Consider the following 21,103-nt stretch of genomic DNA (forward strand, 5'->3'; position numbering starts at 1 on the left):
CCTGGGCCCGGTTGAGTCGGCCCGATAAATTATCCCGCGATGAAAAGGACCTTCCAACCCTCCAAGCGTAAGCGCGTCAACAAGCACGGCTTCCGCTCCCGTATGTCGACTAAGAACGGCCGCAAGCTGCTGGCCCGCCGCCGCGCCAAGGGCCGCTACAAGCTCACCGTGAGCGACGAGACCTACAAGAAGTAAGAAACTGATACCGCCGGCGTAAACTCCCGGAAGGTTGCAAAATTTGGAGCCCCCTGCGCCGTGTGGTGTTGGGGGCTTTTTTAATTTTGCTGGTATGCGCATACTCATCCAGCGAGTGACAAAAGCCTCCGTAGCCGTAGAGGGCGATATGATCGGCCAGATCGGCTCCGGCCTACTTATCCTATTGGGCATTGAAAGCGAGGATGGGCCAGAGGACATCGACTACCTCTGCGGCAAGCTCACCCGACTGCGCATTTTCAGTGATGAGGAGGGGAAGATGAACCGGAGCGTGGTGGACATCGACGGCGGGCTGCTGGTCGTCTCCCAGTTTACCCTCTACGCCAGCACCAAGAAGGGCAACCGGCCGGGGTTTACGCGTAGTGCGCCGCCGGCGGTGGCCGTGCCGCTGTACGAGCGGTTCGTGGCGCGGCTTGGTGAGGTAGCCGGGCGGGATGTCGCAACCGGTGAGTTCGGGGCCGATATGCAGGTGGCACTGGTGAACGACGGGCCGGTGACGATCTGGATGGACTCGCGGGCGCGGGAGTAGTTAATACGCCACCCCGCTTAAAAAAAGCCCCTCCGGCCGCGCCTGCCCGATACCAAGCCGCTCACCCGTGACTAGGGCACTCTCGATTTCTGTAGCCGTCACCTGCCCCGCCGCTACCCGCAGGAGCTGGTGCACCAGGATGCGAATCATGCCCCGCAGGAAGCGGTCGGCCACGAAGCGAAAGCGGTAGCGCCCCGGCCCTTCCACGTGTAGACTGGCTTCACGTAAATCGCAGGTAGTGGTATTGTGGCGGTCGGGCGTGAGGCAGAAGGCGCGAAAATCGTGGGGGCCGGTGAGGACTGCCAGGGCAGCGTCGATCCGGTTGGTAGCTAGGCTGGGGAGCTCGTAGTAGCTGCTGACCACCGCCAGGAAGGGGTCGGGGTGGGTGTGGAGATGGTAGTCGTAGGTGCGCGCCCGGGCATCGTAGCGGACGTGGGCAGTGGGAGCGACTTCCCAGACGCGGTAGAGGACGATGTCATCCGGCAGTAGCTTATTCATCACGAACAGCCAGTTGTCGCGGATGGGCTCCGGCGTATCGAAGTGGAGGTAGTACTCGGAGGCGTGGACGCCGGCATCGGTGCGACCGCAGCCAACGACTTTTACCGATTGACGTTGCACCTGCGACCCCGCCCGCTCTATCGTTTGTTGTACGGTAGGAACGTCGCCGCTCTGCCGCTGCCAGCCCCGGTAGTGGGTACCGCGGTAGGCTAGGTGGACGAAGTAGCGCATGGAGGTTTACAATTTACTATTTACAACGTACCGTTTACAATCTTTTAGCTCTGCCCGCTGCGCTCGTGTGTACGTTGTTACGGCCAAATTGTACATTGTCCTTGGTAAATTGTAAACGGTAAATTTCTATGCACGTAGCCATCATCGGTAATGGCATCGCCGGAGTGACCGCCGCCCGCTGGCTACGCAAGCTCAGTAATACCGTCCGCATCACTGTGATCTCGGCCGAGAGCGACTACTTTTTTTCGCGCACGGCGCTGATGTACGTCTACATGGGCCACCAGCGCTGGGAGGACCTGATGCCCTACGAGCCCTTTTTCTGGAAAAAGAACCGGATCGACCTGCTGCGGCAGTACGTCGAGCGGGTCGATACCGGGGGTAAGGTGTTGCACTGTGGCGACGGCAGCACGCTGCAGTACGATAAGCTCATCCTGGCTACCGGCAGCAGCTGGAATAAATTTGGCTGGCCGGGGCAGGACCTGCGGCGCGTGGGCGGCATGGTCAGTGCCCAGGACCTGAACCTGCTGGAGGAGATCACGCCGGAGGTGAGGTCGGCTGTCATCGTCGGTGGTGGACTGATCGGGGTCGAGCTGGCGGAGATGCTGCACAGCCGCCACATCCACGTTACCCTGCTGGTGCGCGACCGCAGTTACTGGAGTGGCACCCTGCCCCGGGAAGAGAGCGAAATGGTCAGCCGCCACATCCTCAGCCAGGGCATCGACCTGCGCCACGATACGGAGCTGCGGGAGATCGTGGACGACGGTACCGGGGCCGCGGGTGCGGTGATCACCAAAAGCGGAGAGCGTATCGAATGCCAGTACGTAGGCCTCACCGCGGGCGTGCATCCTAACATTGACTTTTTGAATAACGCCGATGGGCTGGAAACAAAGAAGGGCATCCTGGTCAACCACTACCTGGAAACCTCGGTGCCGGACGTATACGCCATCGGTGACTGCGCCCAGGTACGGGAGCCGCGGCCCGGTCGTACCCCCATCGAGGCGGTCTGGTACACCGGCCGTATAATGGGGGAGACGGTAGCTTACAATATCCTCGGCCGACCGGTGGCCTACGACCCGGGCATCTGGTTCAACTCCGCCAAGTTTATCGACATCGAGTATCAGGTCTACGGCGAGGTGCCGGCGGACGGCCGCGAGGGAATGAGTACCATTTACTGGGAGCACCCCGGGGGCGAGAAATCCGTGCGCATTAACTACGACGCCGCCGGGGGTCGCGTGCTGGGCTTCAACCTAATGGGCATCCGCTACCGCCACGAGGTCTGCGAAAAGTGGATTGCCGACGGTACCCACGTCGAGGAGGTGCTACAGAAGCTGGGGCTGGCCAACTTCGACCCCGAGTTTTATAAGCAGTACGAGGCCGAGGTCGTGGCCCAGTACAACCGCCAGACCGGCAGCAACCTACAACTGCGCCAGCAGCGTAGCCTGTCCGCCGCCCTCAGATTCCTCGGCTTCAAATCGCGGACGCCCCGCGCAATTTCCCCCCAAGATGCCCAGTAAGAGCACCCAAAAGAACACCCTGCAGTACGTTGGCCTGGGGCTGTTCTGCATTGCCCTGTTGATCTTCGCCGGCATGCTGGCCGTGGAGTCGTACCGGCTTACGGAGGCCGACCTGATCGCCACCGTGGCGCCCAATCCCAACGTCTCCGCGCCGGAGCCACAGTCGGGTCCGGAGGGAGGCACCATATCGGCCGGCTCCTCGGGGGGGGAGACCAGCACGGAGGACGGTCCGGCCCAGGAAATGGACGACCCCAAGGCCCGCCTGCTGTACCAGGTACAGGGGACGGCCTTTAGCGAGGCGGCCCGGCAGCTGGGCCTTACCGACCAGACCTTCGGCAGCAGCTTCAGCTTTACCGACCGGGTGGAGGAGGTCTACGCCATGGCTAAGATCACGGTAGATGAGCGGGTCGACCACCTCAAGGCCGACGACGCCCTACCCGAGGGTATATCGGAGTGGGACGTACGCCTCGGCGATCCGGTCTACTTCAAGGAAAAGCTGGCTACCCTAGCCATGCTGGCCGAGCGGGGGCCGGTGAAAGACAATCCCTGGCTCTTCCTGGGCCTGACCATCGGGCTGGGACTGCTGGGGGGGCTGCTCTACATCCTACCCAAATTCAGCTCCCACCCGGGCATCAAGAACGACCACGTCTACCACTCCCAGCTCACCCGGGGGCTCAACGTAGGCTGGCGCGGCGCGCTGCTGGCGGCTACGGCGGTGGGCATCCTGCTCTACGGCATCCGCTACATGGCCGGCGACTACTTCTGGCCGGCGGTGACGGCGGGTATCGCGCTACTGATCATCGGGCTGGTGCTGTTCGTGCAACACTCCTTCGGCCGCGACGCCCGCGATGCGGGGCCGGAGGGGTTATCGGCCTACCTCGGTATCCTGGCCGGCACCTACCTGATCGGTTTCTACGTGCTACTGTACTGGATGCCCCACCACGTGACGGCCTGGGTGACGATGGTCGACCCCATTAAGCGGGGGCTGTTCGGTACCATGGCCAGTCAGTGGTTTTTGTACGGGACGCTTTATACGGTCATCATCCTGGTGATGGGCGTGCGCATGATCGCCAAGTACCGCCACAATAAGTACCAGATCGCGCGTACGCTGTCGATCATGTTTTTCCAGACGGCCTTCGCTTTCCTGATCCCCGAGATTCTGGGTGCCCTCAACCAACCGCAACAGGACCTCAAAAACATCTGGCCGCTCGACTACGACTTCTTCTTCGGCTGGCAGCTCGATCAGTTTCAGAGCGCCGGGGCGCTGGGCACCTTCATGCTGGTGTGGGGCATCTTTTTGGTCATCGTCGGAGTGCCGCTCATGGTGCACCTGGTGGGTAAGCGCTGGTACTGTAGCTGGGTCTGTGGCTGCGGCGGACTGGCCGAAACCATGGGCGATCCCTGGCGGCAGCTCAGCGACAAGTCCTTGCGCGCCTGGAAGTTCGAGCGCTGGATCATCCACGGGGTGCTGCTGGCGGCCATCCTCATGACGGCCCTGACGCTCTACTCCTACTTCACCGGCACCTCCCAGCTGCTCGGTTTCGAGACCTGGAAGGTACAGAAGTGGTACGGCTTCCTCATCGGGGCGGGCTTTGCTGGCGTGGTGGGCACGGGCTTTTATCCGCTCATGGGTAATCGGGTATGGTGCCGCTTCGGCTGTCCGCTGGCCGCTTATCTCGGTTTGGTGCAGCGCTTTCAGAGTCGCTTTCGTATCACTACCAACGGCGGGCAGTGCATCAGCTGCGGCAACTGCTCGACCTACTGCGAGATGGGCATCGACGTGCGGGCGTATGCGCAAAAGGGGCAGGACATTGTACGAGCCAGTTGCGTAGGGTGTGGGGTGTGTGCGGCGGTGTGTCCGCGGGGCGTGCTGCGGTTGGAGAACTCCAGTGTGGATGCGGGGTACCGGACGGTGGCGGAGCGGGTGATACGGGTGAGTGAGGAGGAGGGGGTGGGGTTAATGGGATAGGGGGCGGGGCCGCGGGTGCGGGGCTAACTGGGCGTAGGAAATATTACTACGTAGCGCTTTTCCCTACGCTTTCATTTCTTATGTGCTTGCTACAAGACTTAGGTTCGTGCCTATCAGTCGTTTCATGCGACCTACACTCACCTAAATCAACGTGTTTTGGACCTTACCATCCTGCGCCACGGCGTCGGCATTGTAGCGAATGAAGAAGGATTCACCAGTTGTGCCTTCGTGGAATGCCTACAACGGGATGGGCCGCGACGGTACGGTCGCAGGAACCGCGACTACCCCGCCCGGGCTACCGGCTTAGTGTGAAGCGGCGTGATCTGGTGGCTTGGGCGGGGGAGTTGGGGTTTTAGGGGGCGGGGCCGCGGGTGCAAAGTCAATAACGGCAACTAGGAGTAGCAATCGCATAATGTTCCTATCTTCCCCACGTTGAATGACTGCTATGGCGAACCGCATTCCGATCTCACTCGACCGGCCGTTTCTGCGCGACGCGATCATTGAGTTTCGCTACGAGCCGCAGATAGAACCGGAGCTGATCAAAGGTCTGCTGTTTGAAAAACTCAGACAGTGTAGCTGGAAGTTGCCAGAAAATCGACTTCAACTTCCGATCCGCCTGGGGCAGGAACTGGTTGTACAGGCCAATCGGATAATTGAACTGCATAGAGGAGATTTCAGGCTTGCACTTCCACCCAACGCACTCAGTTTCAACGTAAGGGTTCAATATCCAGGTTATGCTGACAACTATCGTCCAGTGCTTACGGAAACTTTGGAACACCTCGGTGACGAAACGATCCTGCACTTCACGGGGGTTGGGCTTAGGTATATTAACGACTTCGCCGGGATTGATATCTACGGTGTCATCCAACGCTTTACGGAGACTGGTTTGGAAGGCTTTAGTGAAGCCAATCGAGTAGTACGATGGAATTTTGTCCAGGAGGAGACCCTAATTGGCGTGACCATCGGTAACGCTCTCCCGTCAAGGGATAACCAGGACGAACTAGGTTCTGTTATTGATATAGACTTACAGGAACACTGTGAACCAACCGTAGAAATTAAAGAAGTGATCGACCTAGCAGATCGCCTTCATGACCTAAACAAGGCTATTCTGTTCGGTCAATTGTTGCCCGAAGATTTCGTCGGACGGTTCGGTCCATCTTACTAACATCGACACTTATGCCAACCCTTACACCAACCTCTCGGTCAGCCTACGTGCCAAATCGATCCCCCCGGTTCGGTGCACTGACCGGTGCGGATCAAGTGTTAAATTCGGCGTTTCTAACGCAAAGTGGATCAATATACTCAGGTACAACGATCAACCCTTCCGTCGCAGTTAGCGCTGTCGATAAGTTGGTTTATGAGCTACTGACCCAAGCAAAGAATGACGGTGAACCCCGATCTGATTTATTCCGTCTGGTAGATGGAGTGATGCGAATTGCCAAGTGGCTAGATCGGCACCGCACGGGTATGAGTACTGTAGTGAGTCTAACCCAAGAAGGATCCGTAGTCATCACCCTGATCACCTCCCCTGGATGCTCAGAAGATTTTACGCTGTACATAGACGAAGAAGAACAGACACAGGAACTTATTTACAATCAGTTCGAAGGCACTAAGGACTTACTAAATCTGTATGGCACCTTGACTGAGGTGCTCCAACAAATCGAGGCATAAGCAAGTCACCTTGGTTACATTCGTTGGATGACGGACTATCCCCACCGCCTGCTTCCCGAAGCTCACTTCCGCTTTATTCGTAATGAAGCGTTCCTCCGTTCCAGTACGTTTACCCGCTCCTTTTCCGGTACAAAAGAGGAATTTCTAGACAAGAATGGCCTGCCTCTTGCCGCTAAAATTGATTCGCCCACTGACAATGTAAAGGATCTTTCCACATCCCTGCTTGGAACTTTCCTACCAAAGGACAACCGGCTAAAGATCGTGGGTGGCCGTAAAGGGGAGCTTACCTACGCCTGGAAGCCGGGAGTTACCTCACCTACCATCACCGCGCAGGATTTTAAACGCAATGACCAGGTGCTGAACTATTTTCTTAGCGGTCAGGACCTTAATGACCTAAAGTTCAAGGTCACTTCCACGGATGGCACGGTTGATGCCTGCACTGCCAGTACGCTTCACACCCCAACAATGGCTAATTTCTGGCACGTTTCCGTGCGTTGGTATGACGGCAAGGGAATAGATGTGAAGACTTATAGAGAGGGTAGCACGAGCTCGATCAAGAAGCGAAGAAGGGCCGTGCTCGAAACTGGTCGGAACAAACTGCGGCGGTTGGTTCACTGGGAATGTGGTGAGCTTAGACCCGTTCCTTTAGGGATATATACCTGAACGGACGTGAGCGCATGCATAATTCTACTAACTTACCCAGCGCATACGCTCCCTCATGAAATTCAACGAAGACAGCCGGGTAAAAATCCCGGCCATCCTCCACCTCTGTCGCTTAGGCTACACCTACCTCTCTCTGAAGGAGGCCCGACGGTACACAGAAACCAACATCTTTCCAGACATTTTTCAGGAAAGCCTGCTCCGCATCAACCCAGGAGCAGACGAAGATGAGGTCAACCGCGCCTACCAAGACATCGTGCTGAACCTCGATAACGCCGATCTGGGGCAGGCCTTCTTTGAGCAGCTAACCGAGCAGTCGGGATTTAAGCTCCTGGACCTGAAGAACTTCAGCAATAACAGCTTCCACGTAGTTACGGAGCTTACCTATAAGCACGGGGAGGAGGAGTTCCGGCCGGACATCATCTGCCTGATCAACGGCATGCCGCTGGTGTTCATCGAGGTGAAGAAGCCTAACAACCAAAACGGATTACACGCCGAGCAGGACCGGATGAAAACGCGGGCTACCCTGCCGGCCTTTCGTAAGTTTATCAACCTGACGCAGTTGATGATTTTCAGCAATAACATGGAGTACGATGATGCTACCCACTCCATACTGCAGGGCGCTTTCTATGCGGCGCCGGCCTACGGAAAGCCGGTGTTCAATTACTTTCGGGAAGAAGAGGACACGACCCACCTCGTCGGGGAGGTAGCGGACATGGATGCGTTGGAAGACTTGGTGCTGAAGGACACCAACTATCAGGTCATCAAACACAACGGCGAATTTCAGCTCAACAAACAGCCGGACACGCCGACCAACCGTATCCTAACTTCGCTACTGAGTAAGGAGCGGCTAGAATTTCTGTTTCGGTACGCCTTCGCCTACGTCCGAAACGCGCAGCACATCGAGAAGCACGTGATGCGCTACCCCCAACTCTTCGCCACCCGGGCTATCGGGCGCAGGCTCGACGAAGGGGGGCGTAAGGGGATCATCTGGCACACCCAGGGAAGCGGCAAAACGGCGCTGGCGTTCTACAACGTGAAGTACCTCACCGAGTACTTCCGCGGCCGGGGTACCATCCCGAAGTTTTACTTCATCGTGGACCGACTGGACCTGCTGACCCAGGCCTCCAAGGAGTTTTCGGCACGGGGATTAGCGGTACACCACGTCGACTCGCGGGAGGATTTTCTGAAGGACATCAAGAAGCAAACGGCCATCCACAATGCAAGTGGTAAGCCTGAGATTACGGTGGTCAACATCCAGAAGTTTAGTGACGACGCTACGGCGACTACTACGTCGGACTACGCCATCGACATCCAGCGGGTGTACTTTCTCGATGAGGTGCACCGCAGTTATAATCCTAGGGGTAGCTTCCTGGCTAACCTGGAGCAGTCGGACCCCAGCGCCATCAAGATCGGGTTGACGGGCACCCCGCTACTCAGCTCGGAGTACAACAGCAAGGACCTGTTTGGTGACTACATCCATAAGTACTACTACAACGCCTCGATTGCCGATGGCTACACGCTGCGGTTGATCCGGGAGGAGATTTCTACCCAGTACCGGGTAGAGTTAGAGGCGGTCCTCAAGGAGCTTGCGGTACTGAAGGGAAGTTTCGACCAGCGGGCGATCTACGCCCACCCCAAGTTCGTGGCTCCGCTGTTGCGGTACGTAACCGAGGATTTTGAGCGTAGCAGGGGGCCGGCGGGGCCGCTGGATGCAAGCGTCGGGGCAATGGTGGTTTGCGATAGCTCGGAGCAGGCACGGGAACTGTACCGGCAATTCACTGCGGCGGAGCGTGGCCGGACTACCGCTGCTACCACAACCTCCGCACCCGCGGCCCCGCCCCCCATCGTACCTGACCTGGCGGAGAACCTGGGGGAGGTGCCGTATATGGATATACTGACCGCTCCGGCGAGTAAGGCGGCCCTGATCCTGCATGACGTGGGGGATAAACAGGACCGTAAGGACTGGGTCGATGCCTTCAAGGACGGGAAGATCGACTACCTCTTCGTATACAACATGCTGCTGACCGGCTTCGATGCCAAACGCCTGAAGAAACTGTACCTGACGCGGGTGATCAGGCGCCACAACCTACTACAGGCGCTGACGCGGGTGAACCGCACCTACAAAGATGCCCGCTACGGCTACGTGGTGGACTTTGCCGACATCAGCCGTGAGTTCGAGGCGACGAACCGTGACTACTTCAACGAGCTGCAGGCGGAGCTGGGTGATGAGATGGAGCACTACTCCCGGCTGTTCAAGACGGAGGCGGAGATCGTAGCCGAGATCGAGGAGATTAAGGACGTGCTGTGGGAATACGATACCACGAACCCCGAGGCCTTCAGCCGTCAGGTGAGCGAGATCACCGATCTGGACACCATGAGGCAGCTGACCAGGGTGCTGACTAATGCGCGGGAACTGTATAACCTAATCCGGCTACAGGGCAAGTTCGAGCTGCTCGACAAGCTAGACTTTGAGCTGTTACCTACGCTGTCACGGGAAGCGAACAACCGCCTGGCGCTACTACGGGAACGCGACGCGCTGGATAACGACGCGGATAATACCAGTCTGCTCAATCTCGCCCTGGAAGACATTGTCTTCCTATTCAGTAAGATCGGAGAGGAGGAGCTGCGGCTGGCCGATGAGCTTAAGGATAACCTACGGCAGGCACGGGAAGCCCTGGCGGACAACTTCGACAAGAAGGACCCGGAGTACGTCAATCTGTACGAGGAGCTGGAGCGGCTGTTTCGCAAAAAAGGACTCGACGGGACGAGCCAGGAGGAAATGATCGCGAACAACCGGGCACTGGAGGCGCTGCGCGACAAGGCCCGGGAGCTACTGCGCAAGAACCGGCAGCTCCGGGCAAAGTATGCGGGCGACGAAAAAGCCGTACGGGTACACAAGCGGGTGCGGGAACAGGGGAGTATCAGCGCCAGCGACCGGAAGCTCTTCGCGGCGCTGAGTACCGTGAAGCAGGCCGCCGACGAGCGGGTGCTGAAGAACCAACAGCTGCTGAACAACGAGGCGTACTTCCAGAGCGAGATGACAAAGATTGTTATAAACGGCTTCTTCAACCAACAAAATATACCTTTGGGCCCCGATAGCGTCAAGTACGTGAACCAGCTCATCGTGACGGAGTACCTGAACGAGTTTCGGGGCCACGCCTAAGCACCACCTATGACTACCGCTCAGTTCGAGAAAAGTACCAAAGCCCTCATCGACGGCCTCAAGGGCATCTGCACCAACTACGGCCTGGGCAACGACGGCAATGAGTTCAAGATCATCACCCAGGTGTTCCTGTATAAGTTCATGAACGATAAGTTCGCCTACGAGCTGAAGCGGATCGATCCAGAACTGGCCGAGACGGATAACTGGGAGAATACCCTCAGGGAGCTACACGAAGACCGCTACGAACTACTCCTACTGCAACTGCCCGCCAACACGGCACGGCTACAGCCGCGGCACCTGATCAGCACGCTCTTCACCCACCAGAACGACGAGGACTTCGCCAAACGGTTCGACGATACGCTTACCGATCTGGCGATCCAGAATGCGGAGATATTCAGCGTGCAGACCGAGGGCGGCACCAAAATTAAGCTCTTCGACCGACTCAGCGAGTTCATTGCCGATACTAGTAAGCGGGATGCCTTCTGCCGGGCGCTGATCAACCAATTGGCGACCTTCAGCTTCGAGCCGATCTTCGCCGAGAAGTACGACTTCTTTGCCACCATCTTCGAGTACCTGATCGGGGACTATAACAAGGACGGCGGCGGCAAGTACGCCGAGTACTACACGCCCCACGCCGTAGCCAAGATCATGGCCGCCATCCTGGTCACCGAGCAGCGCGACAACATCGCCTGCTACGACCCCAGTGCGGGCTCCGGTACGCTACTAATGAACCTGGCCCACGCCGTGGGGGAGGAGCGGTGCACGATCTACAGTCAGGACATCAGCCAGAAGTCGAGCAGCCTGCTGCGGCTGAACCTTATCCTCAATAACCTGGTGGCGTCCATCCCGAACGTGATCCAGGGCAACACCATCCTCAATCCGGCCCACCGTACGCGGCAGGGACAGTTTCGCAGGTTCGACTACGTAGTGTCTAATCCGCCATTCAAGCTAGACTTTAGCGACTTCGTCAACGACCTGAATACGAAGGAAAACAACGACCGCTTCTTTGCTGGCCTACCCAATATCCCGAAGAAAAAGAAGGACGGGATGGCGATTTATCCCCTCTTCATCCAGCACATCATGCATGTGCTGCAGGACGACGGGCGGGCGGCCATCGTGGTACCCACCGGTTTCCTGACGGCCCAGGGCGGGCCGGATAAGAAAATCCGCAAGCGGCTGGTAGAAAAGCGGATGCTGAGCGGGGTGGTGTCGATGCCGTCTAACATCTTTGCTACTACGGGTACTAATGTGTCCATCCTGTTCCTCGATAAGACCAATACGACCGGCAAGGTGGTGCTGATGGATGCCTCGGGGCTGGGGAAAAAGGTAAAGGAGGGCAAGAACCAGAAGACGGTGTTGGCTACGGCGGAGGAGGACCGGATCATCGAGGTGTTTAACGCCCGTGAGGCGGTGGAGGACTTCACGGTGACGGTGGATTACGGGGAGTTGAAGAAGAAGAACTATAGTTTTAGTGCGGGGCAGTATTTTGAGGTTCGGATTGAGTATAGTGAGCTTACGGCGGAGGAGTTTGCTGAGGGAATTGAAGCGAAAATGGAAAAACTAAATCATCTTTTTAATCAGGCAGATTCTCTTGAAAGAATGATAGGAGGTAAACTGAAAATGCTCATTTATGAAAGGCCTTAAGACTTACAAATTCAACGAAATTTATGAAATGAGTTCAGGAATTTCAACAAAACCAGTACAGGCCGGTCATGGTTCTCCTTTTCTCTCTTTCAGTACTGTGTTCAATAATTATTATTTGCCAGAAGTCCTAGTCGATAGTATGGCTACGTCCGATAAAGAGAAATATACATTTTCTATTAAAAAAGGCGACGTATTTCTAACCAGGACCAGTGAAACCATCGACGAACTTGGCATGAGCTGTGTGGCTCTCAAAGATTATCCCGAAGCGTCATATAGTGGCTTTGTTAAGCGACTGCGACCGGTTAAAAATGAGATTTGCTATGATAAGTATATGACATATTACTTACGAAGTAAATTATTCCGGAAGACAATGACGAATAACGCAGTCATGACTTTACGAGCAAGTTTGAACGAGCAGATATTTTCGTATCTACAGTTGATACTTCCTAGCTATACAGAACAAAAGAAGGCCGGTGATCTATTATACTCAATATCAGAAAAAATAGACCTAAACAACCGCATCAACGCCGAGCTAGAAGCCCTGGCCCGTACTATTTACGACTACTGGTTTTTACAGTTTGACTTTCCGGACGCGGCGGGGCGGCCTTATCGGAGTGCTGGGGGGCGGATGGTTTACGACGTACCTTTTGGTTGGGTAAAGAAGAATATTCTTGAGGTAGCTGATTTGCTGGGGGGTGGTACGCCGAGCAAACGAAAAAGCAATTATTGGGGAGGTAACATTCCATTTTTTACGCCGTCGGATGCAAAGGGCGCAGTTTTCAGTTTCGATACGGAAGCGTATACAACTCCTGAAGGAATCAACAATTGTAGTTCTCGGCTCTTTGATCCAGGCACTATTTTTATAACTGCCCGCGGCTCCGTAGGGCGATTAGCTATCGCGGGTCGACCGATGGGGATGAATCAGTCTTGTTACGCATTAAGTCCGAAAGTGGGGGTAAGTTCGGCGTACCTGTATTTCAAGACTAAGGAGCTTATTAAACACCTCAAAGTCAAGTCAAGCGGTTCCGTTTTTAACTCGATCGTGTCTGATGACATCAAATGGACTATACTAACGATTCCACCTCTGAACATCATTGAGAAATTTTCGGAGTGTGTGAATCCAATGTTTGATCAAATAGCAAATCTTACGGCGGAAAACCGCGAGCTAGCTGGACTTCGCGACTGGCTCCTGCCCCTGCTGATGAGTGGGGAGGTACGGGTGGGTAGTAAGCAGAAAGCCCCGACAAGTGCGTAACTTTTAGGCCGTTTCCCACGTTCTTTCCGTAAGAACCGGCGCAAAAATGATCGTTAGCTTCAGTTTCAGCAACTTTAAGTCCATCAGGGAGGAGGTGACGCTATCCTTCGAGGCCTCGAAGTCGCGGGAGCTGGAGGAGTTTTACGTGGTGCGGCCCACGCCTAAACTGCGGCTTCTGAAAGTGGCGGCGATCTATGGGGCGAATGCTTCGGGGAAGTCGAATGTGTTGTTGGCTCTGGAATTTTTGCGGCAACTTACCCTGAGTCCGGCGAGCGATAAGTTACAACCGATCAATTTCAATCAGTTTGCCTTTACCGAGGCGGGGGATAAGGGACCATCCACCTTCCGGCTTGATTTTGTCGAGCGGGGTGTCCGGTATAGCTACACAGTCAGCGTTTCACACCACCAGGTGCTTTCGGAAGACCTATACTTCTACCAACCCAAGAAGGCGGTACTCTATTCCCGGGTGACCGACCCTGCCGATGGGAGCACCTCGATACAGGTGGGGAGTAAATTGCAGGTCGCTGCGGAGGATCTTCGTCTGTGGCAACTCACTACGCTGCCGAATAATAGCGTGTTAGGAAGCTTCCTAAAGACAAACATTAAAATCCCTGAATTAGAGCCGGTAATTACTTGGTTCCAGGAAAGATTAACTGCTCCGGTATGGCCGAAAGCCGATATGAGTACCTTTGTATCACGGCTGATTAGGTCAAATACCATTGAAAAACGGGCGGTGGTTTCTCTTCTAGAAAAAGCGGATACTAACATCAGAAAGTTAGAGTTTAGCAAACTGCGTGTTGATGAACCAGACAACGAATTTAACCTTACGTTCTTTCATACCGTAAAAATGGAAGACGGGCGCGAAGCAACGTATGGTCTTCCCTATGCCTTTCAATCAGCGGGCACCCGTCGGTACTATGAGTACGCCGGCTTGCTCGCTTACCTCTTGCAGGAGCAACGGGTTGTCCCCATCGACGAAATAGAATCCTCCCTCCACCCCGAGCTGCTCAAGCACTTTCTCCTCCTCTTCCTGCGCAACAGCAAGGATTCCCAGCTCATCTTCACCACCCACCAGCGCGACCTGATGCGGGAGACCGATATGCTGCGCAACGATATATTCCATTTCACCGAGAAACGGCCGGATGGAAGTACGGACCTCTACTCCTTCACGGACTTTGATCCTTCCGTTGTCCGTTCCGACAGCTCGCTATACAATGCGTACAAGATCGGGAAGCTAGGCGCCGTCCCCGAACCGGGTGATGCCTATATCCCGACGGAGTAATGGGTCGACGACAGCTACGCGCTCCAAAGAAGGTCATCGCGATCGTGGTAGACGGACAGACCGAGAAGTGGTACCTCGAGAGCTTATACAAGGCAGAACGGCCCACGGGAGTAACGATCAAACCGGAGCTACCCAAGAAGAAGACGCTGCCCCAGTTCTACGCGTACGCCGAGCAGCTAGCGCGGGATGCCGATCAGGTAGTTCTTCTCCTGGACATGGACGCGCACCTGAACGACGCCCGGAGGGCCGGAACTGAAAAGGAGACTCTGCAAGTGTTTGCACGGAAGCGGCGAGCGTTGGAGCGCGGCAACATTACGTTCGTGGTCAATCACCCCTGTTTGGAACGGTGGTTTCTGCTGCACTTTGAGGCTTCGCAAAAAGCTTACCGCAAGCAGAAGCCGCTCATCGATCAGCTACGTAGCCGTCACCTTTCTGACTACCGAAAGGAAGAGACCTACTACAAACATAAGGATGGTTCACTGTACGAATCACTCAAGGACTGGCTACCAAAAGCCATCGAGCGTAGCCGTGCAATGAAAGATTTTGACATAGAGCAGCCGGATCGGGCGGTTTGCGAGATGTGGCGGTTGTTTGAGGTGCTGGGTCTCTACGCAAAATGACCGTTCGTAGCATCTAGCTGGTAGTTAGGAGAAGTCCGGTACTGTGTATTAGGCGTAAGATCCTGTTTTACAACCAAAGTAAAAAACAGACTACCTTTCACATAAAGTATTGATTGTCAACCTGTTCTTATTTTACAAGGAAATCACGATGGGCTGCTGTGGTTGAGTCCACCGCACCCGCGTCCCCGCCCCTACCTTTACCCCATGCTACGCCATCTCCCCCTCCTTTTCCTCCTCACCCTCCCCCAACTCCTCCCCGCCTGGGGCGCCAACGGCCACCGCATCGTCGCTCAGATCTGCTACGATAACCTCAACGCGCAGGCCCGCGAGCGCGTCGACGCCGCACTAGGCGACAACTACCTCGCCCAGGTCAGCACCTGGCCCGACTACATCCGCGCCGAGTCCGGCTGGGACTTCACCCACCCCTGGCACTACATGACCGTACAGCCCGGTGAAACGGTCGCCGACGTAGCCCGCCAAACCGCCACCGACCCCGAGATCGACGACGTGAACGAGACCATCGCCTTCATGACCGACGTGCTCGCCGGCGACAACGAAGCACGGCAGCGCATGACCGACCTGCTCCAGCAACACGACGTAGACCCCCTAGCCGGCTCCCTCGACGCCACCGCCCTAGCCTTCCTGATCCACTTCGTGGCCGACGTGCACATGCCCCTCCACGTAGGTAAGAACCGCGACCTGGGTGGCAACCGCATCACCGTACTCTTCTTCGGCGAGCGCTACAATTTGCACTCGGTCTGGGATACCCAGATCATCGAGCAGGAGCGGTTGAGCTACACCGAGTTTGCCAACTTCGTGACCATGCACACCCGCGCCCGCCGGGCCGACTGGGCCGAAGCCGCCCCCGCAACGTGGATGGAAGAGTCCATCGCCCTACGCGAAGTAGTCTACAATACCCTGTACGATAATACCGACCGCGAGACCGGGCTACCCGACCTTGGCTACGACTACCAGCACGATTTCCTGCCCATCGTGGAGGAGCGCCTGGGCGCGGCGGGCTACCGGGCGGCGGCGGTACTAAACCGGGTACTGGGGTGAGCTTTCGCCGCCCCGATCGGTTGCAGTTTTAACCTACCTTGAGTAGTACACATTAGAGCTATCGATCATGAAGTACGCTACCCTATTTCTGTTTGTACTTACCGCTAGTCTCCTACGGGGGCAGCAGCCCATCCCCGAGGTAGAGGAACTCCTCAGCCGCATGACTGTCGAAGAAAAGATCGGTCAGCTCAACCTCCTTACCCCCGGCGGCGGCGCAGTGACCGGCGCGGTGGTCAGCACCGACGTGGAAGCGAAGATCAAGGCCGGGCAGGTTGGTGGCCTCTTCGGGCTGGCCGGCCCCGACCGTATCCGCACCGCGCAGGAGTATGCCATTAACGAGACCCGACTGGGCATCCCCCTCTTCATCGGCTCGGACGTGATCCATGGCTACAAGACGACCTTCCCCATCCCGCTCGGACTAGCCAGTAGTTGGGACATGGCCCTCATCGAGCGCACGGCCCAGATCGCCGCTACCGAGGCCACCGCCGATGGCATCAACTGGAATTTCTCGCCCATGGTCGACATCGCCCGCGACCCACGCTGGGGCCGCATCGCCGAGGGGGCGGGAGAAGATCCCTACCTGGGCTCGGCCGTAGCCCGCGCTATGGTCCGGGGCTACCAGGGGGATGATCTGGGAGCGGATTCGACTATGCTAGCCACCGTCAAACACCTAGCCCTCTACGGCGCCGCCGAGGGAGGACGCGACTACGCCAGCGTCGACATGAGCCGCCTCAAGATGTACAACCAGTACCTGCCGCCCTACCACGCCGCCGTCGAGGCCGGAGTAGCCAGCGCGATGACCTCCTTCAACGACGTCGAGGGCGTACCCGCCTCCGGCAACGAGTGGCTGCTGACCGATCTGCTGCGCGAACAGTGGGGCTTCGAGGGCTTCGTCGTCTCCGATTATACCTCCATCAACGAAATGACCAACCACGGCCTCGGCGATCTCCAAGCCGTGTCCGCCCTCTCCCTGTCTGCCGGTATGGACATGGATATGGTCGGCGAGGGCTTCCTCACCACCCTGCCCCAGTCGCTCGAAGAAGGCAAGGTGACCGAGGAGCAGATCACCACCGCCTGCCGCCGTATCCTGGAGGCTAAGCACAAACTGGGGCTCTTCGAAGATCCCTACCGCTACCTAGATACGCTGCGACCGGCTCGTGACATCCTTACTGGCGCTAACCGCGCCGTTGCCCGTCAGGCCGCTGCCAGTGCAAGCGTGCTACTAAAGAACGATGCCGGCACCCTCCCCCTGTCGCGTGATACCCGCATTGCCCTCGTTGGCCCGCTGGCGGATAGCCAAAACAACATGCTTGGCACCTGGGCGCCGACCGGTGAGCTAAGTGAAGCCGTTACTATTCGAGCGGCACTCGATACACTACTGCCAGACGTTACCTACACCTACGCTAAGGGAGCCAACATCACCGACGATACTACCCTAGCGAAGAACGCTAATGTCTTCGGCCCCCGGGTAGAAATCGATGAGCGCAGTCCTGATGTGCTACTGGAGGAAGCCCTCGCTGCAGCTAACCAAGCCGATGTGGTCGTAGCCGTAGTCGGTGAGGCCAGTGAATTCAGCGGGGAGGCCGGCAGCCGTACGGAACTCACCATACCGGAAAGCCAGAAGAAATTGATCCGGGGCCTCGTCAATACCGGCAAGCCCGTCGTCCTCGTCCTCATGAGTGGCCGGCCACTCGTCATCACCGAGGAGATGGACCTGCCCCTGAGCATCCTCCAGGTGTGGCATCCCGGCGTGGAAGCAGGCAACGGCGTGGTCGATGTCCTATACGGCAACTACAATCCGGCCGGCCACCTGACGGCCAGCTGGCCCCGTAGCGTGGGGCAGATCCCAGTCTACCACTCCATGAAACGCAGTGGCCGCCCGGCCCCCAATAAGGGAGCCCCCTTCCAGAAGTTCGTCTCCAACTACCTCGACGTCCCCAACGCCCCCCTGCTACCCTTCGGCTACGGCCTGAGCTACACCACCTTCGCCTACACCGACCCGCAACTGAATAGCGAGACCGTACGGATGGGAGATTCAGTACGCGTGAGCATCGAGGTCACCAACACGGGCGAGCTAGCCGGCGAGGAGGTCATACAGCTTTACCTGCGCGACGTGGTCCGCAGCGTCACCCCGCCCGATAAGACCCTCAAGGGCTTCACCAAAGTTATGCTCGCACCGGGTGAGAGCCGCCGGGTAACCATCACCCTCTCGCCCGACGATCTCAAGTTCTACAACGCCGACCTGGACTTTGTCGCCGAGCCGGGCACCTTCGAGGTCTTTATCGGGGAAAACGCCGAAGATGAACGAAACATGGTCAGCTTCGAACTACTCCCCTGATTGATGTCGCGGCGTTCGTGACAGCAGTACTTGCCTGTGGGGGAAACCCTATACCGGCACCATCTTAGCTGCTTCCATCCGCGCATAGTTGCGGTGCTGGGCTACGGCGTCGATAAAGTCCTGCGGCGTACCATTCACGAACACGGCCTTATCATCGTCTTTGTACTCGCCGACGTGGGTGGCGTCCAGCAGCTGTACGCCCTCCCCATCCGCGGCAATAGCTTTGCAGTGCATGAAGGCCTCGTCGACGAATTTCTTGAACTTGGCCTTCTTCATCAGGGCGTCGAGGGAGGATTGTCCTCCGGGAATATAAACGGCATCGAAGAGCACGCTCTCCGTGGTCAAAATAGCGGCATCTACCTTATGCTCCATACCCTCGCTGCAGGTGATCGTGCCACCATGGGGAGCAACAATTTTGACGATTGCGTGCTCGGCCTTAAGCGCGTCTCGCATAAGCTTAAAGGACTCCATATCGAAGCCATTAGCGGCCAGCACGGCAATCTGCCGCGTAGCGATGGTATCGGTCTTGATGTAGGTCTCGCTGAGGGCAGCCGACTTATCTAAATAAATCTTCTTCTTCCCGGGCTGCATCTTCTCCACCTCGGCATCCGCGCCCATGGCTTGATTGACCGGACCGTCCACGCTAGTGGGTACCTCCAGGCCCAGTCCCTCGGCTACCTGCCGGGCCAGGTCCTCGTCGATCTGGCTGATCTGGTAGAGCATCCGTTTTTGAATGTGCGGATAGTTCACCTTTCCCAGTTCGAAGGTGTAGGCGTCTACGGTATGGGCCTTCTCCCAGTCGGTCAGGCTACGGTAGAAGAGGGCCGGCTGGGAGTAATAGTCAACGAAGCTTTCGCTGCGCGCCCGGATCTTGTGGCCGTCGATGCGCTCGGTGAAGGACTCGAAAGCACCTTCGGAGAGTTTGGTCAGGTACGGACAGCCGCCACCCAGCGTATTGGGGAAGTAAGCCGTCTTTCCCTTCGGAATCGCCATCTGCATGTGACCGTCCCGCTCGTTGTTGTGCATGGGCGCGATCGACTTGTTAATCGGGATTTGCTCGAAGTTCACGCTCCCCAACCGACTCAGCTGAGTATCGCGGTAGGAAAACAACCGGCCCTGTAGCAGAGGGTCGTTGGAGAAGTCAAGCCCGGGTACCAGGTGGTCGGGCAGGAAGGCGACCTGCTCCGTTTCCGCAAAGAAGTTATCGGGGTTGCGATTTAGGGTCATTTTACCCACGATCTTGACGGGCACCATATCCTCCGGGATCAGCTTAGTGGCGTCGAGCAGATCGAAGGGAAACTTGTGTTCGTCCTCCTCGGGAATGATTTGCAGGCCCAGCTCCCACTCGGGGTACTGGTCGGCATCGATGGCGTCCCACAAATCGCGGCGGTGGAAGTCGGAGTCGGCTCCGCTGATCTTGACCGCCTCATCCCAAACCACGGAGCGCACGCCCAGTAGCGGCTTCCAGTGGTAGCGCACGAAGTGGGCCACGCCCTCCTCGTTGATCATGCGGAAGGTGTGGATACCGAACCCTTCCATCATCCGCAGGCTACGGGGAATGCCCCGGTCGCTCATGAGCCAGATGTGGTTGTGCAGAGCCTCCGGCGTCAGGGAAAGGAAGTCGTAAAAGGTATCGTGGGCGGAGGCCGCCTGGGGAATCTCCCGATCCGGTTCCGGCTTGACCGAGTGAATCAGGTCGGGAAACTTCATCGCGTCCTGGATGAAAAAGATGGGCATATTATTACCCACCAAATCCCAGATTCCCTCCTCGGTGTAGAACTTGACGGCAAAACCGTGTACGTCGCGCGCCAAATCAGTCGAACCCTTTGAGCCCGCCACGGTGGAAAACCGGGTGAAGACCGGCGTCTTCCGCGAGGTGTCGTTGAAGATGCCCGCCTTGGTGTACTGCGGGATGGCCTCGTACAACTCGAATATACCGTGCGCCGCGCTACCCCGGGCGTGTACGATCCGCTCGGGTATCCGCTCGTGGTCGAAATGGTTGATTTTTTCCCGCAGCAGAAAATCTTCGAGCAGGGTACCCCCCCGGATGCCCGCCTTAAGGGAGTTGTTGGTGTCGTTGACTTTGATGCCCGCGTTCGTGGTCAGGGGTTGGCCGGCAGCATCAGTTCTGTATTGATCCAGGTCCCGGTCCTTCTGGTCCGGGGAGCTGGTTCCGTTGTGAGCACTCATTAGTAGTATTTAGACCGGGCGTAAGGTGAGATCTGCCGGATGGCCCGTCAGGCGGTATACGACTGATAACATCCTCAATGCAGGCGTGTTCGAGTGGGCGGCGGCGCGCAGGTGCACGGTCAATTGGGAATGTGCGATAGGCTCACCTGCGCAGTAGTCTGCGTTCTGTGGAATTCTCGGGCAGACTCCGGATCATCTCCCGCATAGTGATGATCTCGCTGTTCCTAGCATATGCATAATCCTCGTTGTTCTGCCGTGCCGTGA

The 21,103-nt window shown here is 57.0% G+C and carries 16 protein-coding genes; 14 read left to right on the plus strand and 2 right to left on the minus strand.

Annotated features, from left to right (window positions below; translation table 11 throughout):
• Positions 1–39 precede the first annotated feature (39 nt).
• The gene (gene rpmH / locus ACOOHD_RS14105; protein ID WP_420458521.1) at positions 40–195 is read left to right on the plus strand and encodes a 50S ribosomal protein L34; all 156 of its coding nucleotides are present in this window, start codon (positions 40–42) and stop codon (positions 193–195) included.
• Positions 196–289: 94 nt separating this feature from the next.
• Positions 290–742 carry a D-aminoacyl-tRNA deacylase gene (gene dtd / locus ACOOHD_RS14110; RefSeq protein ID WP_420458522.1) on the plus strand — a complete coding sequence of 151 codons (453 nt, stop codon included), beginning with the start codon at positions 290–292 and terminating at the stop codon, positions 740–742.
• Here the strand turns inward: dtd and ACOOHD_RS14115 are convergent, their stop codons facing one another.
• Positions 743–1,471: a tRNA pseudouridine synthase A gene (locus tag ACOOHD_RS14115; protein WP_420458523.1), complete on the minus strand. Its 729-nt coding sequence runs from the start codon at positions 1,469–1,471 to the stop codon at positions 743–745.
• Positions 1,472–1,599: 128 nt separating this feature from the next.
• On the opposite strand from ACOOHD_RS14115, the gene ACOOHD_RS14120 reads away from it, so the two are divergent.
• The 12 genes from ACOOHD_RS14120 to bglX all read left to right on the plus strand — a co-directional run bounded on the left by ACOOHD_RS14120 (position 1,600) and on the right by bglX (position 18,649).
• Positions 1,600–2,985, plus strand: a complete 1,386-nt coding sequence (locus ACOOHD_RS14120; protein WP_420458524.1) for an NAD(P)/FAD-dependent oxidoreductase — start codon at positions 1,600–1,602, stop codon at positions 2,983–2,985.
• Entirely contained in the window at positions 2,975–4,954 is a 1,980-nt protein-coding gene (locus tag ACOOHD_RS14125; RefSeq protein ID WP_420458525.1) for a 4Fe-4S binding protein, read from the plus strand. Before ACOOHD_RS14120 ends, ACOOHD_RS14125 begins: the two co-directional genes overlap by 11 nt.
• Before the next feature lie 156 nt (positions 4,955–5,110).
• Positions 5,111–5,266, plus strand: coding sequence for a hypothetical protein (locus tag ACOOHD_RS14130; protein WP_420458526.1), 156 nt, complete (start codon positions 5,111–5,113; stop codon positions 5,264–5,266).
• Positions 5,267–5,399: 133 nt separating this feature from the next.
• Positions 5,400–6,119 (plus strand): TIGR04255 family protein, encoded by a 720-nt coding sequence (locus tag ACOOHD_RS14135; RefSeq protein ID WP_420458527.1) that lies wholly within the window; start codon positions 5,400–5,402, stop codon positions 6,117–6,119.
• A 533-nt stretch (positions 6,120–6,652) separates the two neighbouring features.
• A complete protein-coding gene (locus ACOOHD_RS14140; protein ID WP_420458528.1) occupies positions 6,653–7,288 on the plus strand; it encodes a hypothetical protein in 636 nt (211 codons plus the stop codon).
• 55 nt (positions 7,289–7,343) lie between these two features.
• On the plus strand, positions 7,344–10,451 hold the full coding sequence (locus tag ACOOHD_RS14145; protein ID WP_420458529.1) for a type I restriction endonuclease subunit R: 3,108 nt from the start codon (positions 7,344–7,346) through the stop codon (positions 10,449–10,451).
• A gap of 9 nt (positions 10,452–10,460) precedes the next feature.
• On the plus strand, positions 10,461–12,095 hold the full coding sequence (locus ACOOHD_RS14150; RefSeq protein WP_420458530.1) for an HsdM family class I SAM-dependent methyltransferase: 1,635 nt from the start codon (positions 10,461–10,463) through the stop codon (positions 12,093–12,095).
• Entirely contained in the window at positions 12,082–13,350 is a 1,269-nt protein-coding gene (locus tag ACOOHD_RS14155; protein ID WP_420458531.1) for a restriction endonuclease subunit S, read from the plus strand. Before ACOOHD_RS14150 ends, ACOOHD_RS14155 begins: the two co-directional genes overlap by 14 nt.
• Positions 13,351–13,396: 46 nt before the next feature.
• On the plus strand, positions 13,397–14,632 hold the full coding sequence (locus ACOOHD_RS14160; protein WP_420458532.1) for an AAA family ATPase: 1,236 nt from the start codon (positions 13,397–13,399) through the stop codon (positions 14,630–14,632).
• Positions 14,632–15,252, plus strand: a complete 621-nt coding sequence (locus ACOOHD_RS14165; protein WP_420458533.1) for an RloB family protein — start codon at positions 14,632–14,634, stop codon at positions 15,250–15,252. Before ACOOHD_RS14160 ends, ACOOHD_RS14165 begins: the two co-directional genes overlap by 1 nt.
• A gap of 204 nt (positions 15,253–15,456) precedes the next feature.
• Entirely contained in the window at positions 15,457–16,311 is an 855-nt protein-coding gene (locus tag ACOOHD_RS14170; RefSeq protein WP_420458534.1) for a S1/P1 nuclease, read from the plus strand.
• Positions 16,312–16,378: 67 nt separating this feature from the next.
• Positions 16,379–18,649 carry a beta-glucosidase BglX gene (gene bglX / locus ACOOHD_RS14175; protein ID WP_420458535.1) on the plus strand — a complete coding sequence of 757 codons (2,271 nt, stop codon included), beginning with the start codon at positions 16,379–16,381 and terminating at the stop codon, positions 18,647–18,649.
• Positions 18,650–18,697: 48 nt separating this feature from the next.
• Here bglX and ACOOHD_RS14180 read toward each other — a convergent pair whose 3' ends face one another.
• On the minus strand, positions 18,698–20,839 hold the full coding sequence (locus tag ACOOHD_RS14180; RefSeq protein WP_420458536.1) for a catalase: 2,142 nt from the start codon (positions 20,837–20,839) through the stop codon (positions 18,698–18,700).
• Positions 20,840–21,103 lie beyond the last annotated feature (264 nt).

This window comes from Neolewinella sp., assembly GCF_965214665.1.
Lineage (GTDB): Bacteria > Bacteroidota > Bacteroidia > Chitinophagales > Saprospiraceae > Neolewinella.